Origin of the sequence: Oscillatoria nigro-viridis PCC 7112, from assembly GCF_000317475.1 — a bacterium.
GTDB classification, from domain to species: domain Bacteria; phylum Cyanobacteriota; class Cyanobacteriia; order Cyanobacteriales; family Microcoleaceae; genus Microcoleus; species Microcoleus nigroviridis.
Window position 1 is genome coordinate 1782287 of record NC_019729.1, and the last position, 24669, is coordinate 1806955.

At 47.5% G+C, this 24669-nt stretch carries 23 protein-coding genes and 1 pseudogene; 10 read left to right on the forward strand and 14 right to left on the reverse strand.

Annotated features, from left to right (window positions below):
• Window positions 1–10 precede the first annotated feature (10 nt).
• Together OSC7112_RS07645 and OSC7112_RS07650 are read right to left on the reverse strand one after the other, a co-directional pair.
• Window positions 11–397 carry a helix-turn-helix domain-containing transcriptional regulator gene (locus tag OSC7112_RS07645; RefSeq protein ID WP_015175370.1) on the reverse strand — a complete coding sequence of 129 codons (387 nt, stop codon included), beginning with the start codon at window positions 395–397 and terminating at the stop codon, window positions 11–13.
• Window positions 398–512: 115 nt separating this feature from the next.
• Window positions 513–812: a type II toxin-antitoxin system RelE/ParE family toxin gene (locus tag OSC7112_RS07650; RefSeq protein ID WP_015175371.1), complete on the reverse strand. Its 300-nt coding sequence runs from the start codon at window positions 810–812 to the stop codon at window positions 513–515.
• Window positions 813–961: 149 nt separating this feature from the next.
• Between OSC7112_RS07650 and OSC7112_RS07655 the strand changes: the two genes are divergently transcribed.
• The gene (locus OSC7112_RS07655; RefSeq protein ID WP_015175372.1) at window positions 962–1435 is read left to right on the forward strand and encodes a hypothetical protein; all 474 of its coding nucleotides are present in this window, start codon (window positions 962–964) and stop codon (window positions 1433–1435) included.
• A gap of 252 nt (window positions 1436–1687) precedes the next feature.
• Here OSC7112_RS07655 and OSC7112_RS07660 read toward each other — a convergent pair whose 3' ends face one another.
• The 3 genes from OSC7112_RS07660 to OSC7112_RS07670 all read right to left on the reverse strand — a co-directional run bounded on the left by OSC7112_RS07660 (window position 1688) and on the right by OSC7112_RS07670 (window position 5687).
• The gene (locus OSC7112_RS07660) at window positions 1688–2758 is read right to left on the reverse strand and encodes an aromatic ring-hydroxylating dioxygenase subunit alpha (RefSeq protein WP_015175373.1); all 1071 of its coding nucleotides are present in this window, start codon (window positions 2756–2758) and stop codon (window positions 1688–1690) included.
• A complete protein-coding gene (locus OSC7112_RS07665) occupies window positions 2758–3444 on the reverse strand; it encodes a class I SAM-dependent methyltransferase (RefSeq protein WP_015175374.1) in 687 nt (228 codons plus the stop codon). The genes OSC7112_RS07660 and OSC7112_RS07665 overlap by 1 nt, the downstream gene beginning before the upstream one ends.
• Window positions 3445–3734: 290 nt before the next feature.
• On the reverse strand, window positions 3735–5687 hold the full coding sequence (locus OSC7112_RS07670; RefSeq protein WP_041622981.1) for an FAD-dependent oxidoreductase: 1953 nt from the start codon (window positions 5685–5687) through the stop codon (window positions 3735–3737).
• 251 nt (window positions 5688–5938) lie between these two features.
• On the opposite strand from OSC7112_RS07670, the gene OSC7112_RS40780 reads away from it, so the two are divergent.
• Both OSC7112_RS40780 and OSC7112_RS42635 read left to right on the forward strand, forming a co-directional pair.
• A complete protein-coding gene (locus OSC7112_RS40780; RefSeq protein ID WP_223300782.1) occupies window positions 5939–7681 on the forward strand; it encodes a N,N-dimethylformamidase beta subunit family domain-containing protein in 1743 nt (580 codons plus the stop codon).
• Window positions 7682–8176: 495 nt separating this feature from the next.
• A pseudogene (locus OSC7112_RS42635) lies at window positions 8177–8305 on the forward strand (hypothetical protein); the annotation flags it as partial.
• 158 nt (window positions 8306–8463) lie between these two features.
• Here OSC7112_RS42635 and OSC7112_RS07685 read toward each other — a convergent pair.
• A complete protein-coding gene (locus OSC7112_RS07685; RefSeq protein WP_015175377.1) occupies window positions 8464–8655 on the reverse strand; it encodes a hypothetical protein in 192 nt (63 codons plus the stop codon).
• A gap of 220 nt (window positions 8656–8875) precedes the next feature.
• On the opposite strand from OSC7112_RS07685, the gene OSC7112_RS07690 reads away from it, so the two are divergent.
• A complete protein-coding gene (locus OSC7112_RS07690; protein ID WP_015175378.1) occupies window positions 8876–10444 on the forward strand; it encodes a CHAT domain-containing protein in 1569 nt (522 codons plus the stop codon).
• 93 nt (window positions 10445–10537) lie between these two features.
• Here the strand turns inward: OSC7112_RS07690 and OSC7112_RS39480 are convergent, their stop codons facing one another.
• Window positions 10538–10687 (reverse strand): hypothetical protein, encoded by a 150-nt coding sequence (locus OSC7112_RS39480; RefSeq protein WP_190274344.1) that lies wholly within the window; start codon window positions 10685–10687, stop codon window positions 10538–10540.
• 26 nt (window positions 10688–10713) lie between these two features.
• Here OSC7112_RS39480 and OSC7112_RS07695 point away from each other — a divergent pair, with 26 nt between their 5' ends.
• Complete coding sequence (locus tag OSC7112_RS07695) at window positions 10714–12801, forward strand: hypothetical protein (RefSeq protein WP_015175379.1); 2088 nt, start codon at window positions 10714–10716, stop codon at window positions 12799–12801.
• 58 nt (window positions 12802–12859) lie between these two features.
• Here OSC7112_RS07695 and OSC7112_RS07700 read toward each other — a convergent pair whose 3' ends face one another.
• From OSC7112_RS07700 to OSC7112_RS07710, 5 genes are all read right to left on the reverse strand, one after another.
• A complete protein-coding gene (locus OSC7112_RS07700) occupies window positions 12860–13804 on the reverse strand; it encodes a hypothetical protein (RefSeq protein WP_015175380.1) in 945 nt (314 codons plus the stop codon).
• A 6-nt stretch (window positions 13805–13810) separates the two neighbouring features.
• Window positions 13811–14203 carry a hypothetical protein gene (locus OSC7112_RS34365; RefSeq protein ID WP_051041489.1) on the reverse strand — a complete coding sequence of 131 codons (393 nt, stop codon included), beginning with the start codon at window positions 14201–14203 and terminating at the stop codon, window positions 13811–13813.
• 33 nt (window positions 14204–14236) lie between these two features.
• A complete protein-coding gene (locus OSC7112_RS07705) occupies window positions 14237–15232 on the reverse strand; it encodes a glycosyltransferase family 39 protein (protein WP_051041490.1) in 996 nt (331 codons plus the stop codon).
• A gap of 149 nt (window positions 15233–15381) precedes the next feature.
• Window positions 15382–15552 (reverse strand): hypothetical protein, encoded by a 171-nt coding sequence (locus tag OSC7112_RS39485; RefSeq protein ID WP_190274345.1) that lies wholly within the window; start codon window positions 15550–15552, stop codon window positions 15382–15384.
• A 17-nt stretch (window positions 15553–15569) separates the two neighbouring features.
• Complete coding sequence (locus tag OSC7112_RS07710; RefSeq protein ID WP_150111511.1) at window positions 15570–15848, reverse strand: hypothetical protein; 279 nt, start codon at window positions 15846–15848, stop codon at window positions 15570–15572.
• 607 nt (window positions 15849–16455) lie between these two features.
• Here OSC7112_RS07710 and OSC7112_RS39490 point away from each other — a divergent pair.
• Both OSC7112_RS39490 and OSC7112_RS07715 read left to right on the forward strand, forming a co-directional pair.
• A complete protein-coding gene (locus OSC7112_RS39490) occupies window positions 16456–16626 on the forward strand; it encodes a hypothetical protein (RefSeq protein ID WP_015175381.1) in 171 nt (56 codons plus the stop codon).
• 13 nt (window positions 16627–16639) lie between these two features.
• The gene (locus OSC7112_RS07715) at window positions 16640–18712 is read left to right on the forward strand and encodes an iron uptake porin (RefSeq protein ID WP_015175382.1); all 2073 of its coding nucleotides are present in this window, start codon (window positions 16640–16642) and stop codon (window positions 18710–18712) included.
• A 323-nt stretch (window positions 18713–19035) separates the two neighbouring features.
• Here the strand turns inward: OSC7112_RS07715 and OSC7112_RS07720 are convergent, their stop codons facing one another.
• Both OSC7112_RS07720 and OSC7112_RS37960 read right to left on the reverse strand, forming a co-directional pair.
• Window positions 19036–20289: an FIST signal transduction protein gene (locus OSC7112_RS07720; protein ID WP_015175383.1), complete on the reverse strand. Its 1254-nt coding sequence runs from the start codon at window positions 20287–20289 to the stop codon at window positions 19036–19038.
• Window positions 20290–20479: 190 nt separating this feature from the next.
• Window positions 20480–20728 (reverse strand): hypothetical protein, encoded by a 249-nt coding sequence (locus OSC7112_RS37960; protein ID WP_150111512.1) that lies wholly within the window; start codon window positions 20726–20728, stop codon window positions 20480–20482.
• A gap of 309 nt (window positions 20729–21037) precedes the next feature.
• On the opposite strand from OSC7112_RS37960, the gene OSC7112_RS07725 reads away from it, so the two are divergent.
• The 3 genes from OSC7112_RS07725 to OSC7112_RS07735 all read left to right on the forward strand — a co-directional run bounded on the left by OSC7112_RS07725 (window position 21038) and on the right by OSC7112_RS07735 (window position 24019).
• Window positions 21038–21274 carry a Calvin cycle protein CP12 gene (locus tag OSC7112_RS07725; RefSeq protein ID WP_015175385.1) on the forward strand — a complete coding sequence of 79 codons (237 nt, stop codon included), beginning with the start codon at window positions 21038–21040 and terminating at the stop codon, window positions 21272–21274.
• A gap of 399 nt (window positions 21275–21673) precedes the next feature.
• Entirely contained in the window at window positions 21674–22294 is a 621-nt protein-coding gene (locus tag OSC7112_RS07730; RefSeq protein ID WP_015175386.1) for a DUF3177 family protein, read from the forward strand.
• 270 nt (window positions 22295–22564) lie between these two features.
• Window positions 22565–24019 (forward strand): hypothetical protein, encoded by a 1455-nt coding sequence (locus OSC7112_RS07735; RefSeq protein ID WP_015175387.1) that lies wholly within the window; start codon window positions 22565–22567, stop codon window positions 24017–24019.
• The last annotated feature ends 650 nt before the right edge of the window (window positions 24020–24669 follow it).

Here is a 24669-nt window from a genome sequence, read left to right on the forward strand (position 1 = left end):
CTGCAATCTGCTATAAATTAGCTGGTTCGGGCGATAATTCTGATTCCCCAAAATCCGTTGATTCCGAGTCAGCCGACCACTCAGGATCTGCGACAGTAATTTCTAGTTTAAATCCTAATGCTTCGAGTAATTCTACCAAACAGTAAATTTCCGAACCGCCGCTTTCAGTCAGCATCTTGTCAAGTTTTTCGTGATGTTCTTTTGCTGACTCCGAAAGAGCATTCATCCTGATTCGAGCCTCAATTACCTTTCTGATGGCATTTCTCAAAAGTGCGGGTTCAGGGTCTTTTTCTTCCAAGATAGCCCCGATAAAACCACCAGCGTGTTCGGCATCTTTGAGAGATTCAATTAGGGACTCGCGGTAGCTATCGCTGGTAGGCATTTTCATTTCTTTCATAGTCTGCCGAATACTCCTTCGCTTTGAGAATATCTTGTTCTTGGGTACTTTGGTAGTCCTGCAACAGTAAGGTTTTGGGCAGGCTCAATCCTTATACAGAAGGGGTTTCATGGAATTACATCCTTACTTGTGCAGGACTACCGGTACTTTTATCCGCACTACAGAGCAGAAGCACAATTGTCGCTCCTATTTGTCTAAAATAAATCCGGTAGCCAGGGCCGTAGTTAATCCTGAGTTCGCAGACACCATCTCCGACTGACTTATAATCCCCCAGATTGCCGAGACTAACTCGCTCAAGCCTTGCATCAACCTTAACTTGGGCTTTGCCATCTCGTAGGGAATAGTACCACTCTAAAAAAGGAATCCTGCCATCAGGTCGGATGTAACGTCTAATTTCCCTCGGTTGTACTTCCATAATTTGATCGCAGTCGATCGGCAATTTCTATCGTAGGGCATCGACAGTCCCTTCAACAAGCAAATCATACTTAAGACAGAGGTATTCGATAGACAAAATAGTAAACCTTGTTTGAGGGAACAAAGTTTAAATCAAACAGGGCATTGTGAATGAATTTTAAATCGATCGCAAAAACCAATCTACTATTCGGCAGCCTGATAATTAGCCTCGGATTGCAAGCACTTCCAGCAGCAGCGCAAGCAGTCACCGACGCCCAAGTTTCGGCCCTCGTAGAAGCGCTGCGACAAGCCGCCCCGCCACAAGCCGCAAATGACGGAATGTACAGTCAGTGGCAAGTTTTACCGGGCAATATTTCCCGCTGGGCAAAATTCTGTACCCAACAAGATTTAACACCCCAACAATTTGAGGCAGACGCGACAAAAGCCAAATCAATTGTTACCTGTATTGTGGGCGATTTGCTGCGCGACGAATACAAAGCTAGCAGCAACAATGAATTAACCGCTGTACGCCGCGCCGCTTGCTGGTGGATGACAGGGGACTCCGCAGCTTGTAAAAGTGGCGCAACTGCTACTTATGCCGATAAAGTTATCAGCGTTTACCAGCAGCAACAACCTAAAAAGTAAGGTTTGTGCTGCGGGATTTAGATTTTTTTGACCGCAGATAGGGGCAGATTAACGCAGATTAACGCAGATTGGCGATCGGTTTCATTCCCCGATCGCCAATTCATCTTCTTTTAAAATAACTCTTAGTCTAAATCCTAGCGCATCCAAATACAATTTCTGCGTTCAGGACTAGCCGAATTTACCTCGGTTGTAATTCCCTGATTTTTGGGAAATATACATATTAGCCTGTGCAGGTTTGACTCGGCGACTGAATTACCCATTTTCCGCCTGATTTTTCATCAAGTTTTGCACGCTGGCTAAAGCCCGATTTAATTCATAACTTTTTCTTTCTGAATTCTGCAAAAAAGCCTGCTGTTCTTCTTCAATCATTAATACATCCTGCCGCACCAAACCATCTAATAACTTTTGAGCAGCACCGAAACAACTATCTTTGATAAACTTGCGAAACCAAACAGGCAATTTGTGCAGCCGCCAAAACGCATTTAATGAGGTAAAATGAATTAAATAAGCGCGAGTTGCTGTCTCGCTAACCGGACAAACCAAGCAGTAAATCTTAAAGTCGCTCCCCAAAGTTGAAACCCAGTGCGGGTAAATATAGCTCACCTCCAGCGGTTCCGGGTGCAGTCGGCGCAGAGATTTAAAAAACAACTGAGAAATTGACCAAATTTTATCTATTTTGTAATAACTTTGTGCCTGATAGCGAGCAGTTACTTGATGCTCATCTTCTTCTAAAGTATCTAACACCGGATTTGCCCAAGCTTGCCAATCATCGTGCAAGTGTCCGTGGTACATATCCATCAAGTTTTCAATTAAAAATGAATAGTGTGCTTGACAGTCGATGACTGAAACTGTGGCAATATAATTGAGATGTTCCCACTCTGATAAATCTAATAAATCTATTTTTTCTGCTTGCGTTTCGTCGCCGGGAAACAGCCAGATAAAACCGTTTTTTTCCTTGACTGGATAGGAGCGAATTTTGCAGTTAGGTAGCTTTTGATTTTCTGCTAAATAATCGACTTCGGCGCATTCTCCCCTTGCATTTAACCGCCATCCGTGGTAAGCGCATTCGATTAAATCGCCTTTAACTTGGCCGTGGCTGAGTTTAACTTGCCGGTGCGGACATCTATCTTCTAAAGCGTTGATTTTGCCTGAACTGTCGCGGAAAAGTACGATCGCCCGATTCCAGATTTTCGCAGCTAGCGGCTGATTTTGCACCTCGGTGCTGCGGGCGATGGCATACCAGCGATCGAGATTAATGCCCAACTGGCGGATGTGAGTTTTTTGTCCCCTTACAGATCCCGATTTTATCGCGTTGTTTTGCATTACAAATATTCCCAGATTACGCCCATAAAACAACCCAATTTTACAAAATAACAGCCCGGAAAGCAACGACCGTAAATTTTTCTAAATCTCCGTTCTGACAAATATCTATCGCTAGCTAAATGCTTCAACCACCCAGGCGACAATCGAAATTTTAATAATCTTAAAGCATTGCGAAATCCGTAGGTGGAACAGTCTGGTCTAAAATCTCTCGCTGCACCTAATATGTAGCCTATTGTAGCAGGTGTCTCGACTTCCGATATATTATCTAGAAAGACGATTTTTCCGTGCGGATTTAACAATTTTTTAATTGATGAGAGGGCGGCGGGGAGGTTGGGCAGGTGGTGAAAAGTAGCAGCACTAACTATTAAATCAAATTGGCGATCGAGTGCTAATTGACTGGCATCCATTTGGATGTATTCGATATTGGGGGCTGAGCGTTTTTGACGGGCTATATCTAGCATTTTTGCTGACAAATCGACGGCGACTACACTATCGTAATACTGGGCTAATTCAAAAGCCAGAATTCCCGAACCGCAGCCAATATCTAATGCTGCACCTTTGCTGGCAGATAGGTTGTTAGTAAAAAAATCGTTCTGGTTTTGCAAGGTGGCAGCGAAATCGTATTCTGTTGCAAAAGCATCAAACATTACAGATTTATTGCGACTTTGGCAGTTACTATTCAGCATCTATTATTGCTTTATACTCATTCAATAATATTTTAACCGCATATTCACCCCGCTTAACGCAGATATTTTTTTGTTCGCAAGCTCTGGCTTTTCTTCTTAGCGAAACCACACGCACAAACCGTAACTCATCTAAAAAAAGAATGCAACTTTAGGAAACCTCGAAACCCTTATTGAATCAGTGATTCCCATTTCTTCAAATCTCAAATCTCAAATGGTATGACAGGGGGCGGGTTTCACCGAGGATAGCAGCCGATAATTGACGATTTATCAAACCCGCCCCGCTGGAAACCTTAGATTTTTAAGACGCCTTCGGGATTCACCGTCAAGAGCGATCGCCTCTGCAAACCCTCCTGATATAAAATAGCATTAGCTGCCAACAAACCGCTGCTAACCGCCCTTTCCATTAAACCGCACGGAAACGGCATTTTCACCCAATCTCCCGCAAACAAAAGATTGGGAACAGCGCAGCAAGTTTCTGGTCTTTCCGCATAACTACCGGGCGGATATCCAGAGAAATTCTTTTGATTTACCAATTCCCGGTGCAGCATATTTGCCTCTTTTAATTCCGGCACAATTTCGTACAATTCTTGCTCAAAAGTAGCCAATAAAACTTGCTGGTTCGGAAATTCCTTCTCCTTGTAACAATAAGCGTGCAGTTCCACTACACTACCGCCAGTTTTCTGATTCCACTCGATGAACTGATCCTGAATTTTGTGGTAAAGCGTAATGCTGTCAGTCAGTTTGTAGCCGGAAAGCGAACTGAAATTGCTGTGTTCCCATGGAAATTCGCGATCGAACCAAAAACGACCCACCGCAAACGGATCGGCTATTTTCAAACTCTCTATCCGACTCTGCACCTGCGGATTCACCTCACCGCTGGCTAAACTAAACAAATGCTGAATCCCCGGAACATCTGCCGCAAAAACATAGTAATCAGCCTTCAATGTTTCCGCGAAATTCTGCGTCTGGGAATTGTTCGCCGCGGAAACCAACTGTACCTCATCTGCTTTTTCATCGACCACCTTAAATCGAGGCAAATCCCGCTGAGCAGGCCCGCTGACAACTCGCCCTTCGGCATCAAAAACTGCCCCGTGACAAGGACAGTGAAATTGACCGTCGTTTTGTTTCTGAACTGTGCAGCCTTGGTGAGTGCAGCTCAGAGAAATTGCTTCTTTTCCCGACGGTGCCGCGGCAAATACGCTGTCCCCAGCGCCGAAATATTCGGTAGAGTTGCTGTCAGTTAACAGCGCGTTTCGCTTCACCCAAAAAGGTATTTTACTTTGCACGTCTCCTGACTGGTAACTCAGAGAATCAATCTTGCCGTTTTCCCAGCGAAGTTCACTGACTGCGACATCTGTTAATACTTTGCCGCCTTTGCTTTCAATCGCTCTGGCAATAGGCTGCACCAAACTCGTGCCCATATCTTGCCGCGTGCCGTTGAAGGCCAAACCCTCTGGATTTCCGAAAAAGTAAAAGTGGAAGAATTGCATTAATTCTCCCGCGCTCAATTCGTCGGGAGCGTTGAGGCTGGACTTGGCAAAAGGCAGAAAATACAAGTCATAAAGTCCGCGCGGAAATTCACCTGTTACCCAGTCGGCAACTGATATATTGTCGAGGCGATCGAAACTTTTTTGAGTTTGAAAACCGCCTATTTCTCGAAACACTTCCCAGTGAGCGGGTTTTGTCAGATTGATTCCCCACTTGAGCCGATTGGGAGAAGATATCCCCAAGTCAACTATATTCCAGGGGAAAGCTGAATGGTTGGGACGGAAAACTTCGGGTTTGTATTTGCCGTCTCGAAACAGAACGGCGTAGGATTCTAAAGATACAAAGTTATCGGTAATTTCTAGTTCTTCAACCACACTTTTGAGGTTGTAGTATTGCGGAAAAAAACCGTGGAAACCGTGTTCCATCATAAAAGTTTCGTTCCCGACTTGAATCGGCCAACTAGCAATTTTGCCGCCGAGTTGGGGCGATTTCTCGAGCAATGTTACGGCGAAACCCCGCTGGGAGAGTTCGTAAGCACAGGCGAGCCCGGCCAAGCCTGCCCCGACAACTGCAACGGTTTTGCGCTGATTCAGTATTCGCGGCAAGTCAAGAGAATCTTGCACAAAAACGGCGGGCTCTGGCTTGGAAAACCGAGAGTAGCCCAGCAGCCCGCCGGCGGCACCGACTCCGAGGAATTTGAGGGCGGTTCTTCGAGAAACTGGTTGGGATAGCGGTGAATTGGTTGATTGACTCATCAGCGATACGCGGTAACGGGCTTTAAACACAAATACGCCATAAGGCATATATCATAGACCGAAATCGCGATATGTGAAGAAATACTAAGACACGTGCTCCAGTCCGATCGCGATCGCACTTGACACCGTACTATCGGACACAATCTATCTCAGGTATGATGTCTTTTGGGTTAATGTTAATTAGTGTTATGCCCGCTACACCAAAACCCAACTCTAAAACCCATCACCTAAAATCCATAGACTTATTACCCGTGACAGTTAAACTATTGTGGAAATTGCGCCGCCGAAAGTTTCTTAAAGCTTTCTCGATCGGCTTAGCAGCCCCATTTTTTTATAACAGCGCAGCACCTTCTCAAAACTATTCAAATTCCGAAAAAAGTGCATTAGCGAAAGCGTTGCGATCCGAAGGAAAGCCCGCCCCTACGGGGGCTACGCCAACGCAGAGGATCGCCACCAATCCCACAGCCAGAGAAAACCAAAAAGCCGGCACCGCCGACTGGGAGTTAGAAAATCCTGCCACCAAGCGAGAAATCGAAGGTTACGCCTCTTTGACCAGCGTCAATGTCGGCAGCGAAATTAAATTATTTGTCAACACGAAAGAACCGAATTATACCATAGAAATATTCCGCACCGGATGGTATGACGGACTCGGCGGGCGGCGGATGAACGACCCAATTATTCGCAAGGGAACCAGACAGCCTCCGCCGAAAGAAGATGAAGCATCGGGACTGATAGAATGCGATTGGAAAGACCCGTATATTTTGCGAATTCCCGATCGCACCGAGGACTGGATAAGCGGCATTTATTTAGCCAAACTAACAGCCAGCCGAACTGGAAAGCAAAGTTATATCATATTTGTAGTCCGGGATGACGATCGCAAATCCGACATTTTATTTCAATCCAGCGTCACCACTTTTCAAGCATACAACAATTGGGGCTACAAATCGCTTTACCGCTGGAACAGTCAGGGAAAACAAGCTTACAAAGTTTCCTTTAATCGGCCCTACGCCATGAGTCCCAACCGCAAGGCAGCTTACGGCGTAGGTGCGGGGGAATTTCTGACCAATTTTCAGCCAAAAAGGAGGACTTCGAGCGCTGGTTGGGAATACAATATGGTCAGGTGGCTGGAAAAAGAAGGCTACGACGTTACCTATGCCACCAACATCGACACGCATTTTAACTCCCGGTTGCTGTTGTCTCACAAAGCATTTTTGTCCGTAGGTCACGACGAATATTGGTCGCGAGATATGCGGGAAAATATAGAAGCAGCTAGAGATGAAGGCGTCAGTATCGGCTTTTTTGCTTCCAATATTTGCTACTGGCAGATTCGCCTAGAACCCAGCCGGATTACCGGCGAAGTAAACCGAACTGTAGTTGCTTATAAAGAAATGGCCGATTTAGACCCTCTGGGCGGATTGAAAGTCAAACTTGGCGCCGTTAATTCGCCGGTAGAAATAGCGGCAGGCGGGCAATTAAACTACGGCATCGACAAACCAGAACGCGCTGAAATAGCAACAACTAATCATAAATCTCCAGCACTTTATTCTTTAGTAACAACTCGCTGGCGAGACCGCACTCTCGGCAGTCCAGAAGATGCTTTAATCGGCGTCATGTACGAGACATTTCAAGTTAATTCTGATATTGTCATTGATGAAAATGCCCCAGGTTGGCTGCTAGAAAAAACTGGGTTAAAAAAGGGCGACAAGTTGCCCGGACTTTTGGGTTATGAAGTCGATCGAATGTTTGGCAATGCCCCTAAAAATATAGTTCGAGTCGCCCATTCTCCATACCCTCACGGCGGCGGCACTCGGTATGCTGACATGACGGTTTATACAGCAGATTCGGGCGCGACAGTATTCGCCACCGGTTCGATGCAGTGGGGTTGGGGATTGGACGATTACAATGCGCCACAGTTGCGGCCGCCAGTTTTAAATGCCGGAGCTCAGCAGATAACGCGAAATGTTTTGGCAAAGCTGTTAAGTTGCGGTCATTAGTCAGTTGTTAATTGTTATTGGTTATTTGTAATATGAATACGATCGGGTGGAAAAATTGGTTTTTACGGGCAGGATTGACGGCTTTTTTTGTTGTTTACAAGTACCTGTTTCTGCTATAATTCAAGCTACAGCGGTTCTCACAAAAATGAGGTATGCCTTATTCCCACTCCAGGCCTATGCCCGAGAGTACCTCATCTTTTTGAGAAAGGCTATAGCAGTAAAACTGAAATATTCCGGCCCCAAGTTGTCGGCGCCCAAAATCTACAATCCGCCGGACTTTACCGCCAACCTTGCAATACTTTGCTCCAGTTTGAGAGCGGGTGACTTTGATTGTTTGAACTTAATTAACAACCCAATATATCCGCGCTCAAAAGTAATTATTTAAAACTTACCCAACAGTGAAATTGCTGCATCTGGTTGAATGATTTTAGGCGATGTATTGCGGCTGATTGGTGCTTTTAAAAATTCACAAATCCTAGAGAACCCGAACTCAAGAAAAACCCTCAAATTGAAACATTAGTATTTGTACTGGACGGGAATTTGCGGCAGATACCGATGAGAGTGCTTGACAACGGGAAAGTCGAGAAGTATTTAGTAGAAGATAAATATGCGAGATCCATTTAGGGACACCTCCAAGTTTTTGCACCTCAACCGCTACAACATCAACTAAAAGTCTTCGTCGGCGGCATAGGTGAACCGCAAAATATTGAGGTAAAAACTTATTTTTTAGGTCGGTAGTTGTGAATTTTCCTACAAATGCGCCAGATAGAGTTGTGTTGGGATTACGCACAAAAATCCCGAGCATTTTCGGAGTAAAAATTAGTAGTTTGGGGCCAGTTAATGATTTTATTTTTTTCAATCTGGGTGATTAATTTGGTCATAGCTTGCTGTCGCCATAAAGTTCTAGACTGGTGATTTTTAGCAATTATAGCTAGCTGTTTGAGCCGATCGTCAATTTCATCGTTAGCAGGCATCTCTTGTTCCAAGGATACTCATAAAAATTTGTTCTAAGCAGCGATGCAGCCGGCCGGAGTTCAGCTATTTCTCCGATCGAGATCGGCTGGTGCGGCCACATCCTCCTGCAGAGCCCTCTATTCGTTTCTCAGCCGGAATCTGCGATTTTTATGCAAAACTTCTGCATAATCTACAAAAGTTTACATAAATCGCGAATTTCTTGGGGCGGGGACTCTGTTGGTGCTGGTGTCCACGCCCTACGGCAGAGATTTGCGGTTTGTCTTGAATGCTATAATCGTGCCGCGATCGCCCGCACAGCCAAATATTCCCAGCCACATACTTTTGCCAACTGCTGCCGCCAACTGCGCCCTCAACCGCCCCAAAACCATGCACTATCAATCCCCGCAGCAACGCCAAAAACACGCGACTCATCAAAAAATTAAAAAAGCTATTTTTTACTGTTTGACAGCAATATTTTTCTGCTGGAGCACGGCGAACCTCGCTACAATTGCCCAAAACACAGGCCAGGGCGGGCCGGGCGGGCAAGAAATGAGAAATTTGCTCGATCGGGGAAACCTCACCGAAGCCGTAACCAGAATCGAACAAGACTGGGAAGAAGACTATCAAAAATACTTTGAACAAGACTTTAAGGCCCGTGCGAAAACCGCCGCAGCAATATCAAAAACTCTCTCCCGCCTGGCAGTTCAAACAAAGAAAAAACCAGCTTTAATTTACGCCCTCCCGCGCACCGACCAACTAGAATTAATCTTAATATTGCCCGATCGCCCGCCCATTCTCCGCAGCATCCCGGAAGCCCAACAAGAGAAACTGCTCTCAGTAGTCAAAAAATTCAGCAGCGAAATCACCAACCCCGTAAAACTCAACACCACCAGCTATCTAGAACCAGCCCAACAACTCTACCAATGGATAATTGCACCCCTAGAAACAGATTTGCAAACAGCAAGAATTGAAACATTGCTGTTCTGCGTCGGCGCAGGTTTGCGAACCGTACCCCTAGCAGCAATGCACGACGGACAGCAATTTCTGATCCAAAAATACAGCCTCGCCCGCATCCCCGCCTTCAAATTCACAGACAGCAATTACACCAACCTCAGAAACACCCAAGTCCTAGCAATGGGAGCATCAAAGTTTTCGGAAACGGCAAACAAAGAACCGCTGCCTGCAGTGCCGTTAGAATTGGGCGCGATCGCCCGACAGTGGCCCGGTCAATCCTTTCTCAACGAAGATTTCACCATAGTAAACTTGCAATCCCAGCGACTGCAACAAAAATACGGAATCATCCACCTCGCCACCCACGCGGAATTCCGCCCCGGAACCCCAAATAACTCCTACATTCAATTTTGGGACACCCAACTGGGCCTCGATCAAATGAGAGATTTAAAATGGAACAATCCGCCCCTCGAACTGTTAGTATTAAGCGCCTGCAGAACCGCCTTGGGAGACAAAGAAGCAGAACTCGGATTTGCCGGTTTAGCGCTGCAATCCGGAGCAAAATCAGCCCTCGCCAGCTTGTGGTACGTCAGCGATGCGGGAACTCTCGCCCTGATGAGTGAGTTTTACCAGCAGTTAAAAATCCGCAGGCAAAACGACCCTCCAATCATTAAAGCTGAAGCTCTCAGGCAAGCACAAATTGCCGAGATCGAAGGCAAAGTGACGATCGAACGCGGTAAACTGCGAAGTTCCCGAGACGAAACTCCCTTGCCCCCGTCCATCCCCAAACTCGACAGCAAAGATTTATCTCATCCGTATTATTGGGCAGCTTTCAGCATGATCGGCAGTCCTTGGTAAGTGCCCGAAAGAAACAGGCTTTTGGGCCTGTTCCACGATAATTGTGCGCGAGATCCGTAGCGAAACGGCATTGCCTAAGTCCGGCGCCGGGATCTACCGATCGCACAGAAGAAACTCAAATTCGGGTTCTGTAATCCTGCGCGCTTTTTCTTGACCGATAGTGGTGATAAACTGTACGAGATAAAGTAATTCAATGCCTGTAGCTGTCGGCAAACAACCCGCCGCCAACCTGTGACGAATCAAGCGGGAGCCTTCAAGGGGAAAGAAAGATGAAAAAATTAGAATTTTTGCTACAGAAAGAAGGCGATCGCGCCTGGTTGCCCCTAGAAACCTCAGACGTGGAAATTCTAGAAGGTAAATACCGTGTGGTTGCTCGCATTCAGCACCCCAACACCGACATCGAAATTCGCGTTACCCATACTTCCTTCGACCCAGGGGCGCAGCGGAAAGTCCAAAGCCGATCGGCCCGCACCAACCCCGAAGGATTAGTCGTGATCATTCCCTACACCAGGCTCAAACCCGGACTGTGGGAACTATCCTGCTTGCCAGATCCCAAATCAACACCACTAAAACCTTGGCAGTACGGCGTTCAGTTGGAAGTATTGCCCGCAGAATCGGACACCTCCGAACCCCTACCGCCGATCGACCAAATCGAACCTGCAGCTTCCGCAGCAGCCCCACAAATCGCAGCACCGGTCGATCGCGCAGCCCCACAAATCGCAGCACCGGTCGATCGCCCCGCACCAACCCAAATCCCAGCAGCCGATTCAGCACCGCAGCCGACCAAAATCTACCAATTCCCAATTCCCCAAACCCCCCAACCTCAACCGCACGTCAAACTCGAACTCGTCCTCGATCGAGAAACCTTCGTCACCCAACTCGGTCGCCCCTTAATCATTTCCGGCAAAATCGACATTCCCCAACACCCCCAACAAAGCAGAAAAACAGCAACTCTCATCCCCGAATCCGAAGCGCTAGAACTCAAACAACTCATCGGTTCAGCACAACTGCAAATTTACCTGCGCGACCCCCAAACCTCAAAAATTCTCGCAGAAATCCAGCAGCCGATGCCAGAACAAGTTCCCCCCTGCATCTTTGCCTGCGTCACCTACATCCCAACCGAGTGCAAAAGCCGCCTAATTTTAGGAGAAGCAATTCTCAGCAGCGGCGGCGTCACCCTAGCCACCAAACTATTCACAATTACAGCCCGTTTAGAGCACCTTCTAGAGGAAATTAAAGACAATTTCATCGAAGAAAAGCATCAAGCCGAACTCTCCCCAACAGCCTCAAAACAGCCTGGAAGCGCCAAAAATCTATCCTTCCTCAAGCTAGTACAAAAATCCTTAGACCCTCCCTCCCCCGCCGAACCTCCAACCAAGGAAGCCCTACCCCCTCTACTGGCTTCGCGTCACACCCCAGGTGCAGGCGGTCTAGAATTGCCCGCATTCGGTAACAAACTGCCCGACAGCAGCCGATCGCAATTGCTCTTAGAAATCTCCAATTCGCCTCGAACTGCCCCAGAGTCGATCGACCCACAAACCAAAGCCTCAGACATCCCAAATCCCACTCAAACAGCCGAAATCGGAGCGATCGACCAAAAACCCGAAAACAGCCCCCAACCAGAAACAACAGCCCCAGAAACCCCGCCAGCGCCCACAAAACAGGCATTTCAAACCTTAAACGTCGAAAGTCGATTTTGGTCGCGACTGAGTTCCCTAGCCAGCAACGCCGAATCTCCCGACTGGCTCAAAGCAACCACCCTGTCGCCAACTCCAAAAGCAGCCGCAAATAGCAGCGACGAAATTGCCGTTGTGGAAGAAAGCAGCCCAACCCAGCAGCAACCAGAAACCAGCGAAACAATTTCCGATCCCAAATCTACTAGCCCCGAAGCTAGAGAATTTGTCGTTTTTGACGAGCCCCCGCAGCCGAAACAAGTTGCTCAAAAAATTGCAACTGTCTCAGCAGAAGACACTCCCCCGATTCCCTACGTTTTGCCAGAAGACGAGTTAGTACCGATGCCGGTTTTGGAATTGCCGCGCGCCGAAATCATTGCGGGCCAGGCTGTAAAAGTCCAAGTGCAACTCCCGGAATTAATGCCCCGAATTTATGTGAAAGTTTGGGTGTACGATCGGCAAACCTACCTGATTCTCGACGGGCCGCGCTGGATTACCGAATTTAAATCTAACGGGTTGGGAAACGTCCGAGCAAGTGTTGAGTTAGAGATTCCCTACGGCTGCATGGAAGTCGAATTTGAGGCGATCGCAGTCGAAATGCAAACTCAGCGGGAAAGCCACAAAATAAGCATTCACCGCCAAGTTTTACCCCCAGCCGGGCCAACTTTACCCCTCGAAGGGTAAGCCCAAATCCCCGTGCATCCCCGTTCATCCGCTGACATCTGCGGTTAAAAAATCCTACTTACTTCCCCGCCAACTGCCGAAACTTCTTCTTAAACTTATTCTTATACACGTAGATCGATCGCTGTAAATCCTCAACTTGCAGCGACATCTCGGCAGCCAAACCCGTGCGGTTCCAAACATCCTCCTCACACTTGCGGCGGCAAAAATTCATCGGTTCCGAGTAAACTTTCCCACTAGATAAAGTCGGCTTCGGCCCGCACCAGTGAATCACCGTCGCCTGAGTGCGATCGCCTGCTGGCCCGCTTGACTCAACCGGAAACCGCTTTCTCAGCAAATCCTGGTCAAAATCCGGCACCAACAACTGCATATCCACATTCTGCACCCGCAGTTTGCCCTCTTGAGCGGCGCGGAAGACCATCAGGTTAAAAAAGCCCATGTCTCCATACTTAAATATCTCTGGATGTTCGTCATTAAAATCCAGAATCTTTCTATACTCCTCTAAGCTGAAAACACCTCGCTTCCCAAAGAATGTGCCTGGACAGACATAGCGAGAACGATAGTCTCGCCAGTGAAAATCTGGAAAATACTTTTCGACTCCCGGAATGTCAAAGAAAAATTCCGTGATATCGGCATCGGAGTAATCGTTACAAGGCTGGTCAATAATAAAGTCGAAGTCTTGAAAATTAGCAAATTTGAGGACATCTCCCCAAACAATTGTATCTGCATCCATCACGAGAAAATTTTGCCAAGGACTTTCCCAAAAGGGAATCATATGACTTTTTCCCCAACCAAAGCTTCTGTTTCTCAGAAGTGGCTCAGAGACGCTATCGTGATTGATGACGCGCACTCCGTAAGCTTTTTCTAGGGGACTCACGGAAAACGTACCGTCAATCAACAGGCAGATGGGAACATCTCCCAGGAAATAGCGGATGCTAGCACAGCAACCCTTTGCAAACAGATAATCTTGGTCGCAGCAGGCAATAATAATACCAAAATCTTCCATAAACCCTCACTCTTTTACTAACTTGCCTAGCCACAGCGTTTCGGTTTTTTGTTCTGAAAGCAGCTCGATTTTCAAGTTTTGCCTTTTAGCCAGCTTAGCACTAAACTTCTGCGATCGCCCGCAGACAAAAACATCGCTAAAACCGCTAGGAATATTGGGTATAGTTGGTCTGTCAAACAACAGAGATCGACGGCGCGCTTCCGGGTCAAGCAACACCAATTGCAGCCGCACTTTCGGTTCTAACAAATGACTCATTGACAGTATATTTCCCAGACTGACTTCCGAGATATCACTGACAAGCAGCGGCTTTGGAGCACGATCGATCCTGCGAGCAATTTCGGGATTTTCAAAGGCCCCATTCCTTAGTCCACCAAGTCTCAGCTTGAGAACTAACGGCATTCGACAGCACCCCGCCCGTTAACAGTACAACTGTCAAAACTTTCCACATTTGCCGTTTCCAGCTTGGCACAGCGCGGTAATTTTAGTCGCTAACAGGTAAGCCACAGCGATTTGCATCCCCAAATAAGTCGGAAATAGGTAGCGAGCTTGAGTCGATCGGATTCCTCCCAATATAACATCCGGCAGCACGAGTACCAGTGCTGTCACCGCCATCACCGTCACCACAAACAGCCAAACCTGTTTGTTCGTTTCCGAACACAGAAAATAAACTGCATACCCTACGATTGTCAATAAACTTAAATTCGCTGCCACTAAACCAATAAGATATACGGAAATCGCATTAGAAGTTAGCCCGACATCAAAAAAAACGCGACCGATATTTCCGACCCAATTCTTAAGTAAAGATAGCCTCTGACTTTCTAGATTAGCCCAACTTGTCGCCCCGGCTGCTGCACTTTTATTTACCAGTAAAATTACCATCCAAGGCAGAAATGCTAGCAACGACACGGCAATTGCGATCGAGTAACTCACTAGCTTTTTATTCGACGTAAAACCTTGAGTTCCTACGAGATAAATTCCGTGACCTAACGCAACTAACAGACTAAATAAATGAGTGTAAAATCCCAGAATATTTGCTACTGCGTAAATGCTCCAACTCAGCTTATTTTGCAGCCGCAGTGCTCGCAGCAGAGACGCACAAGAAAGCAAAATCAGGGCAGGCCACAAACTGTAGGGACGTGCTTCTTGAGCGTAAAGCACGTGCAAGGGAGAAACTGCTAGCAATCCCACGGCTATCCACGCCACTTCCGGCGATGCAAACAATTCTCGGCACAGCCAGTACAGGCCAGGAAACGTTAACAAACTCATCCAAGCTGAGAAACTTCTTGTCGCGGCAGGAGAATCACCGAATAGTTTTGCCCAACACTTGACTGCCAGAAAATACAGTGGTGGCAGTTGAGGTTCTTCTATTGCTAAACTTTTAACAGTATCGCCCAAATTTTTTGTCGCATTGAGGCGCTGATATTTCATTAAATCTTTTGGTGCTACTAACTGACCGCTGCTTAGGATCGCGAATTCAATAACTTACAATTTTAATTGTTATGGTGGGATGGGCCGATTCCGCCCGTCCAAAAAGGGCTGGCTCATGGACCCACCCCACTTTCAAGAGTGTAAGTTATTTAATTCTCATTCCTTATTTCACGAAGCACTTCTGTTTGCGTGTATCCAGAAATCCGCAGGGAAGTAAATAATTCATCGTACCAATAAAACTTTTTGTCAATGTTGACGAAGCGAAAGAAAAATCCTAATAGCAATAATACCACTACTAACAGCCGCAGTTTTCTTTTCATCCCAGTCAGAGATGGTGTCAAAAAATATAGATGGTACGCCTCAATTTAACATACCCTAGAAAGAGCGAGTGCATTGCCCAATCTACAGGTTGTTCGATCGCCCTCCCATAACTTGCGGCATTTACTTGTGTTCTTAGCAAATTAAAACCGTCTTGGATGCACTCCTTACTCTCATAAACCCGGTTTTTTAACTTCGACCGATCGCCTAAAAGCAAGTATTTGCGTTCCTCAAACCCGGTTGATGCGTCCAGGAAGCCCGGAGAATCAATGGATACTTGGGCAGTGGCATAAATCACAGAGAAAATGTGCTTTGAGATCCCGAGGCTGTGCCACAAAAATAACTGGTTGTCAAACGCCAGACAGCGAAGCCGCCAAAGTATAATTTCAGCTAACAGAGATTCAGTAGGCTGCTGCCAGACCGCAAAAAAATTATGTTAAAGTAGCGGGAAATTAAACCCGCCGACGGGCCATCTCAAAAATGGCGATCGCCCTGGCAAGTCCCGATGGCAGCGGGCATCAAAAAACCCAAATTGGTCATGCCTGAACTTTGGTTTGGATCGGGTCAATCTACCAGCCTTGAGGTCTTAGTTCCCCACTCATGGGGGAAAATAGCCCCTGCCGGGTCGCGACGTTTAAAGTTAGGTTAAAAAGCTTGACATCATAGGATATAAAGCTGTATAAGGGATGCGACAAGCAGCCACAATCCTACCTATAACCGTCTGTTAAGTCTGGCGTAACCGAGAAGTCTCGGCAGTTGTCAGTTAGAGGCAGATTGTGGTCGAACCCGTAGAACCAGTTGTCGATCGCCCGCAGAGCAACTCAAGCAAGTCGGGCGATCGACAGATGAAACTAGCACGTGATGGTATAATCAACTGTAATGTAATGTGGGCTTGACCTGAATTGATGCCTGGACGGTATAAGGGCTCGGCCCCCTACGTTCAAGCAGAAGTAGACACGCCTACTGTGAATCAACAGTTATGGATAGGTTCTATTTTGGCAGTTATTGTCAACAGGCAAGCAACCACAAAAATAAGCAGTTGGGAATTGCTGCTCGTCGAGTTGAATAGAGTGTGAAGGTGTGAGGAAAATGAACAGAACTTTTTGGAATTTACTGCTAGTATCCCCGGCAATTCTGGGGCTATCATCAGTCATGAGTGCCACTGCGATCGCCGCAGAAGCACCCGCAACCGCTGAAGCCAACCAGCTAGCCACAGCTCAGTCATCTGAGTCAAAAATTTCAGAAATAGTTAAAGAAATAGTTGCAGAACCAGTTGCAGCAGCCCCTGCTGCCCCAGAAAAGCTGGCTTTAAACAGCAGCGTCGAAGCGGCCCAAACCCCGGTCGCCAACTCCGCAGACGCTGAAAAACTGGCAAAAATTGAACCAGAAACCAGCGCAGGATCACTGCAAACAACGGCGATCGACATGGAGTCAGCAGCCCCAATCGCTCCCGCCAGCACAGCAGCAGCGACTGAACCCCTGGCAGAAGCAGGCACAGCCGCACCGTCGCCCCAAGCATCAGACTTGGCAGTGCAAAGCAGCCAGACAGAAGTTGCTGGGAAAATCGAAGTGCCAGCAGTCGCCAGCACCCCAGCTACTACCTCAGCTACTGCCCCAGCTACTACCCCAGCTACGAAGGTAGAAATTGCTCAGACAGCACCCGCCGGAATGGGCGGCCCCATCGTCCCTGTCGCTCCCCAAGCGCAGCCGGCCCAACAGTCGGGAACAATGTCCCAGGTGACATCAGTCTCTCAGCTCTCCGACGTGCGCCCGACAGATTGGGCATTCCAAGCCCTGCAATCCCTAGTCGAACGCTACAGTTGTATCGTAGGTTATCCCGACGGCACCTACCGCGGCAACCGCGCCCTGACTCGCTACGAATTTGCAGCCGGCGTCAACGCTTGCTTAGACAACATAACCAAACTAATTGGGTCAACAGGTAACTTGGTTACCCGAGACGACTTAGCCATCCTGCAACGCCTGCAAGAAGAATTTGCTGCCGAACTCGCTACCCTGCGCGGACGGGTAGACGGCCTAGAAGCTCGCACCGCAGAACTCGAAGCCAACCAGTTCTCCACCACAACCAAACTGGCAGGAGAAGTCATTTTTGCCGCCAGCGACACCTTCGGAGATGCAGTTGGCACTCGCGACGACAAAACAGTCACCAACTTCGGCTACCGGGTGCGCTTGAGCTTATTGACAAGCTTCACCGGTCGAGATTTGCTCAAAACCCGCTTGCAAGCAGGCAACATCGCCCGCTACGACAGAGCCACGGCTACCGGTACCAACATGGCTCGCCTAAGCTATGAGGGGGGTGAGAGTAGCAATTTCATACTTGAGGAGCTGTACTATAGTTTCCCGACGGGTAACGCTACATTCATTGTCGGTCCTCTAGGACTTGACCTGGATGAAATTGCAAACACAGCTAGTCCCTTTAAGTCTACAGGTACAACTTCAATTTCCAGATTTGGATCTCGTAGTAACCCGGCCGTATTCCGCGGGCCGCAGGGAGCTGGCGCAAGTATGACTTACAACTTCGGCAACTTCCAAGCTACCGCGGGCTATCTGGCCGGCGAGAGCGATGCTCCCAACCCCGCAAACGGCAGGGGGGTTGCCGACGGTTCTTTCAGCGCTCTGGGTCAGATAGGCTTTTTTAGCAAACCGTTTGATTTGGGCCTGACTTACACCCGGAAATACAATCGCGCAGGCGATGTTAACATCTTGAATAGCACCGGCAGTTCTTTGGCGAACCAGCCCTTCGGTCTAGCACCCACTGCATCCGATAACTTTGGGGTGCAGGTTAACTTCAAACCCAGCAGCCGCTTTCAGATTGGCGGTTGGTACGGTTATACGAAGGCTGAACAACTGCGGGGCGGCAACAATGACGCTACCATCCAGAATGGTGCTATCACTTTGGCCCTGGCAGATTTTGGCCGGCAAGGCAACCTCCTCGGCTTCGTCTTCGGTGTACCGCCAAAAGTTACTGAGAGTGATGTCGCCAGAAACCGCAACACCTCTTATCACTTAGAGGGTTTCTATCGCTTCCAAGTCAATGACTTTATTGCGGTGACACCGGGCGTTTACGTGATTCTGAATCCCGAACACAACAACAGAAACGACGATATCTGGGTCGGACTCCTGCGGACTACCTTTAGTTTCTAAGGTTTCCAGACATAGTTAGAGCTAAAAGCGGCAGTTTCCTGCCGCTTTTAGTGTTTGGTTATTTGTGATTTGTGATTTGTGATTTGTTACTGGTTATTGGTTATTGGTTATTAGAACTCAGATATTGCACCATTCTCAAGAACAGGCAAGATGCCTGTGAAGCGAAGAGTGAATTTTCTTCTTGTGGAACAGGCCGGAAAGCCTGTTCATAAAAAGCTTATTGAGAATGGTGCAACATCTCAGTTAGAACAAACAACAAACAAATAATAACTGACTACTGACTACTGACTACTGACTACTGACTACTGACTGCTGACTGCTGACTATGAATTTTGGCGGCAAATCCCGAATACGGAGGTGTAGCCGTGCAGAAAGGTGCTCCCGCCGACGGGGCCGATTTCGCCGTTGCAGAAAAAGCCGCTCAGAGGAATGTTTTTGAGGTATCGGCCAAACAGTCGGGAGTCAAAGTTCGATTGGCCGTAAAGTCCTTCACCGCGACCCAGACAAGAGAACATCAAGGCCCCGGCACTGGATGTACCGCTGTACTCGGCGGCCCGCTGATAGCGATCGAGCAGCATTTCTAGGTCTTCTGCGGAGGTGCGGGCATCCCGCAGGTGAAATTGGATGCGCTGTCCGGGACGGACTCGATCGCCGATCGCAATTGCTCCCACTTTCGGATCTACTCCCAACAGATTTCGGATTAAAAAATCTCCCGGCTCTAATGTCAGCTTGAATTCATCGCTGACTAAGCCTACAAATAACGAGTGCTGAGCTAATTCTCGGTCTTGTTCGCTCAAAGTTTGAACTAACTCTCGAAGTGCCTCTAAGGGCGATCGCTCGATGCCCCCGCTGCCGATATCGTCGGTTTGTTCTTCGAGTTTCAGCAAAATATTGCGCTCTCCTTCCGTCACCCGATAAGGCTGCCCGATCGGCCGACAGCCTTGAGCCACTATTGTTTCCAAAACTATATTGCCGCTCAAAGCTACCCCAACCGTCCCTTCTCGGTAAAGCTGATAGTTGCAAAACAGCGCTGCGCCCCTGCCCGCACCGTCCCCGCCGGCGAGCCCTCCTACCTTCGCCGCACCCGGATAGGCATAATCTAGCCCTTGCAGCAAATCGTTAATTTTTGCGGAAAATGGGTCAGCCAAGATGATAAAATGCGGTTCTTCTCGGGCCGGCACGCCCAAGAGATCCACCCAAGTATCCGGGGGACTGTCTAAGTCCGGTAGTTCTTCTGCACCGACGTGAAAAGTTCTGACGTTCACTCCCGGCAAGCGGGCCAGACTCAGGCTGACTGCCGGAGATCCCTCGACTTCTTCGGTGAGGCCGCCCCGGTTCGTGCCGATGACTCCTCCCCCGCCGCAGCCCAGGATCGCGGGCACCGGCAGCAGTTCTCGGAGTAAAGGCATCAGCCGTGAATACTCGCTGGCAAAGGCAGACGAGATAAATATCAGCGCTAAATCGGCGGGGCCTTCTAGGTCGCGATCGGCTTGTTCTACAACTTCTTTGAGCGCTGATTCCAAAGACGGACGGGTTGATAAAGCGCTGACCCACTGCATTTTGTTTTGGGTGTACATAAGGCGAACTTCTCTATAAAACTATCTCTATACATTAGGCTAACTGGAACTGGTCGCTGGAGGGACGGTATTCTTGGGCGATCGATTCCCCATCGATTGCCGTTGTTGTGTTAACATAAGTTAACATGAGTGTCCCATTAATCTGTTTAGTGTTAAATGCCGTATTCAGCTAAATCTTAAAAGATAAAGCTCAATACAGTTTGACACACCAAACTCGTGTAATGTTTTCATCAAAAGTAAGGTCAGCTCGACCTACATTGATGCCTGTGGACTCTTCCCCCGCCGACGGAGTAGAGTCAAGCAGGAAGTAGAGACGGCTGTTGCGATCGCAGTTATGGATGGTTTCTCTCTGGGCTGCTGCAACAGCCGCGCATCTCAGGCTATTATTAGCTGGGGTCGCCAGACCGAAACAGCAAATCCAACCCAAACTAACATCCAAACAGAAAACCTTTCTTACTTAATCAGGTGACAGTCAACTACCCAGCACGGAAGTGACTGGGCTTCTGACCTAAAACTTCAGTTGTAGTTGACTAGCCTAAGACTTTAGAGGTCTACGTTTTTTGAGTTATGACACCAAGCGGCTGCTTAGCTAGTCCCTTGCTCTGTCGTTAACGGTTAAACATCTTTATTTGGGTTAAGGACGTGCCGTTAGCCGAACAAGCTCACTAAACAAAGGCGCGTGCTAACACTACCTAGAAATAGGTCGGGGACAACCATATTCTCCTACACTTTCCTACCAACAAGTTTTATGACAACAACACCCGCAGGCAACATCCAAGAAAAAATTGAAGAAGAACTAGAAAGCGCTCGTACAGTCTGTGACCTCAAGGGCGCCACTTCCGGGGAATGCGCGGCGGCGTGGGACGCAGTTGAAGAACTGCAAGCAGAAGCTTCCCACCAAAAGCAAGTCAAACCTAAGAATTCTTTTGAAAAATATTGCGACGACAATCCTGACGCTGCTGAGTGCCGCATCTACGACGAATAAACGAGCCATTTAGCTCTATGCCTTGCCTCCCGCGCCGAAATCTAACTTTTGGCGCGGGAGAATTTTATTTAGGGGTTGAGCCTTGAAACAATGGCGAGATTTGCCCTCTATTCCAATACGGTTCAAATCAGCCAGCTTCCCCCTCGCCCCCCTTGGGGGACAAGAATTTCCTCTTGCGTCCCCCAAGGGGGGCGAGGATGGGAAGGAGAGCTCTGAGGAATAAACAGTTTTAACTCAAGGGTATTGCCGTCTATCGTGTCTCAAGTAGCCTTCAAAGCGCGTCAAGTACCTTAGAAAAGGTAGCAGTAACTAAAACATTAAGACCGTGTTCTGGTTGCTGATTTTTTAGCATTTTTGTAGTAAAATTTGTGACAAATAAGTGAGTATATTTTCCCAAAGATGTTGAGTCTTTTATTGGCAGCCACCGGGCCTTGGTTTCAACCGCTAGTCTGGATGGATTATCGGTTGTCTGTGTTATTAACAATTTCGATCCCGCTGGTAGTGCTGATTTGGGCTGTTGTGGCAAAAGCTGAGGCGATCGTCCGTTTGTCGATTATTTATTGGCGGGTGGCGAGTTTGCTGGCAATTACACTTTACCTGATGATGGCTGCGCTGCCTGTGAGCTTTGTATCGTCGGTGATTGGGAGGGCCTTAATTCCTGCTAGTCTGTGGTTTTGGGAGGATTTAAACGAAGAAATTGCCGATCGACCGCAGTCGCCCCTGAAACTGGCTTTTACAGCTTGGCGGTGGGCGATTACTGTTTACAGCGGTTTGGGCGCTCTAGCTCAACTTCCCTTTTTAAGCTGTGCCTTTAAATCTCAAATTCAGATAATTGATGAACCTTTTTGCCGCGTTTGGTTAGATCCACCTTGGCTGTACAAACAAATGTTTCACCCTACGGCAAACCCCCAATTTTTGGGATTGTTAGGTCTGATAGGTTTAGTAATCTATGTAATTTACTTGTCATACTTTGTGCTGATTAGACTGGGAAAACAGGGGAGGTCAGCTACCGGAAATTAAGTTGAGTTTAAGTAAGTATTTGCCTCCTAAATACCCGCTAAAGTCTTCAACAAAAATCTCAAATATCCCAAGTCAAAAAAGCCGGGGCGCATCTACGAAAGAATCAAACTAACACCAGGGTGGCTGACCTCACCCCGCCCAAAAACGGATACAATGCCCCGACTCCTGTCGTGGAGATATAAAAATTTTAGACTCAGGTTCAAGCTTCCAGATTCATCTGTGGAGGAAATCTAAAATCTAAAATCTAAAATCTAAAATCGACTGACAGCAATGTTATTGGGAAAGACTGTGATGGATAGCAAACAAGCCTACTTGCAGTGCTTAGAAAGGCTTATTTGGGCGCTCGATCGCCTGGAAGCAAAAGTCGAACCAAATGAACTCGCTCGGATTGCCGAACTGATTGTTCAGCCGATGATGGGGCCCTGGCGGTTTTTTCACACTCCCGAACATATTTTTGATGTGGGGGGAAAGGAAGACGCGATCGAGGTTTTGGCAGCTTTATTTCACGATACCGTCTACGTGCAAGTCGATCGCAGCATTAACTTTAACGTCAGCTACTACATCACTCCTGTTGCAAAAGAGGTTAACCAACAACTACAAATTCGGGATCGATCTGAACTGCCGGCAGATACCATCTTCGAGATGGTAATGCTGGTATTCAATTTTGTACCGGGCGAAGTCCTCAATCCTTTCGCTGGACAAAACGAATTTCTCAGCGCTGTGGTAGCAGCAAAAGCTCTAGAACCATTTCTCAAACGCCAGCAATTGCTTCAAATTGCAGGCTGCATTGAAGCAACAATTCCGTTTCGCGCCGCCGATGCAGGAGTAACGGTAAGCCAGCGCCTTTATGACCGCTTGCAAGCAATAAATAGCCTGTTTAACCTCAGTTTGACTGACGGAGAAATGCGGGAAACGGTCAAAAAAGCTGTGCGAATCTCTAACCGGGATGTGATGAGTTTTGCTCACCCTAGTTCAGCCCATTTTTTGGCAAATACCTGGAATTTACTGCCGGAAACCAATCACAACCTCATCTGCTGCGGTTTTTACACGGTTCGCGACTACCGAGTTGCTTTGCTCAAGATGGAAGGTTTTCTGAATTATCTCAAGCCAGAGATGATTTTCCGCCAGTTTGAGGGATATCCAGACGATCGCACCTATCAGCGCTGGGAAACTACTGCTAAGTACAATCTCAAAATTGCGAAGCTTTATTTGGGGTGCAAACTGGCTGCCCTAGCCCTGCTAGAAGCTCTTTCTTCGGATTTGGGGATTGAGGTTTCTCTGGCGATGATGATGGGAGGAATTCCGGATCAAACTCCTAACTGCGTGCGCCTGGAAAGCTTTTTTCCCGAAATAGAGAAACCTTATAAACCTAAAATTAGTTTAGAAGCAGAAGTATTGAATTTATTAGAAAATGGGCGGGCTAAAAGCACTTCTAATACCGATTTGGAGAGCTCGCCCCTGACAACGTTTGTGGTAAAAATTGTTGGCTTTGACGAAATGCGCTATCAGTGCGATCGAGCTAAGGAATTTTTTCGAGAAAATCTCAACGCCGACGACTTTATTTCCGACTTTAACCCGATAGTTACAGAAATTGTCATTGATTCAATTCTCAAGTTGTTTGACAGCCGGAAATCTACTATCTACCGCTACTACGATATTACTTCTAAGTTAAAGTCGCAACCCCACACCAATTTTCCCGATCGCCATTTTCGCTCAAATGGTTAACTAGCTTTAAATACAGTATTTTTGCCTCCTCTATAGAAAAGACCCTTACTCAGCTTATACAACAGTGGATCGATTACACCGTGACAGGATTGATTGCCTCGCTTTCTCTACGTCAATCTGCCTATCCATCCCGACACCGACAGCCGTACAGGTAAGTAGGTAGACGGGATTAAACCGCATAATGCAACACTATGTAAACAGGTTTAAATCAGCCATTAGAGAGCCTTTGGAGACTTTGCCCTTGTTTGCAGAGGGCGTTTTTTGGCGCCGCCTTATATCATTTCCGGTTACACCGGAATCATGTTGACTGTTGACGGTTGACTGTTCACGGTGTCAACAGTCAACCGTCAACAGTCAACGCCGTGAACTCGAATTTACTAAGCTGGCGTGCATCTAATTTGTATAGTAATTTTTATTAAAAGTTTTGTGGGGTGGGCGTCCCGCCCGCCCTAAAAATCTAATTTAGATGCGCGACAGCTTATTCCGATGCTAACGGATGTGATATTACTTATGGTGTGGGGCTGGTGGCAAAGATGCTAAAAGTTGATAAACAATGGAAATTCGCCGCTGTTTGCCTTTGACAATTACTTTGTACAAAACGGATTTGATAGCCGGCTGTCACTCATCTGAGCTACCCCAGATAAGCGTCA

Bases quoted from the DNA above. Each gene is read 5' to 3' on its own strand.
- OSC7112_RS07725 (WP_015175385.1), top strand. From the start codon at position 21,038: ATGACAACAACACCCGCAGGCAACATCCAAGAAAAAATTGAAGAAGAA.
- OSC7112_RS07735 (WP_015175387.1), top strand. From the start codon at position 22,565: ATGTTATTGGGAAAGACTGTGATGGATAGCAAACAAGCCTACTTGCAG.
- OSC7112_RS39485 (WP_190274345.1), bottom strand. From the start codon at position 15,552: ATGAAAAGAAAACTGCGGCTGTTAGTAGTGGTATTATTGCTATTAGGA.
- OSC7112_RS07695 (WP_015175379.1), top strand. From the start codon at position 10,714: ATGAAAAAATTAGAATTTTTGCTACAGAAAGAAGGCGATCGCGCCTGG.
- OSC7112_RS07685 (WP_015175377.1), bottom strand. From the start codon at position 8,655: ATGCCTGCTAACGATGAAATTGACGATCGGCTCAAACAGCTAGCTATA.
- OSC7112_RS39490 (WP_015175381.1), top strand. From the start codon at position 16,456: ATGCCTGGACGGTATAAGGGCTCGGCCCCCTACGTTCAAGCAGAAGTA.
- OSC7112_RS07715 (WP_015175382.1), top strand. From the start codon at position 16,640: ATGAACAGAACTTTTTGGAATTTACTGCTAGTATCCCCGGCAATTCTG.
- OSC7112_RS07700 (WP_015175380.1), bottom strand. From the start codon at position 13,804: ATGGAAGATTTTGGTATTATTATTGCCTGCTGCGACCAAGATTATCTG.
- OSC7112_RS07670 (WP_041622981.1), bottom strand. From the start codon at position 5,687: ATGAGTCAATCAACCAATTCACCGCTATCCCAACCAGTTTCTCGAAGA.
- OSC7112_RS07705 (WP_051041490.1), bottom strand. From the start codon at position 15,232: ATGAAATATCAGCGCCTCAATGCGACAAAAAATTTGGGCGATACTGTT.
- OSC7112_RS07730 (WP_015175386.1), top strand. From the start codon at position 21,674: ATGTTGAGTCTTTTATTGGCAGCCACCGGGCCTTGGTTTCAACCGCTA.
- OSC7112_RS07655 (WP_015175372.1), top strand. From the start codon at position 962: ATGAATTTTAAATCGATCGCAAAAACCAATCTACTATTCGGCAGCCTG.
- OSC7112_RS07660 (WP_015175373.1), bottom strand. From the start codon at position 2,758: ATGCAAAACAACGCGATAAAATCGGGATCTGTAAGGGGACAAAAAACT.
- OSC7112_RS07665 (WP_015175374.1), bottom strand. From the start codon at position 3,444: ATGCTGAATAGTAACTGCCAAAGTCGCAATAAATCTGTAATGTTTGAT.
- OSC7112_RS07720 (WP_015175383.1), bottom strand. From the start codon at position 20,289: ATGTACACCCAAAACAAAATGCAGTGGGTCAGCGCTTTATCAACCCGT.
- OSC7112_RS34365 (WP_051041489.1), bottom strand. From the start codon at position 14,203: ATGCCGTTAGTTCTCAAGCTGAGACTTGGTGGACTAAGGAATGGGGCC.
- OSC7112_RS07650 (WP_015175371.1), bottom strand. From the start codon at position 812: ATGGAAGTACAACCGAGGGAAATTAGACGTTACATCCGACCTGATGGC.
- OSC7112_RS07645 (WP_015175370.1), bottom strand. From the start codon at position 397: ATGAAAGAAATGAAAATGCCTACCAGCGATAGCTACCGCGAGTCCCTA.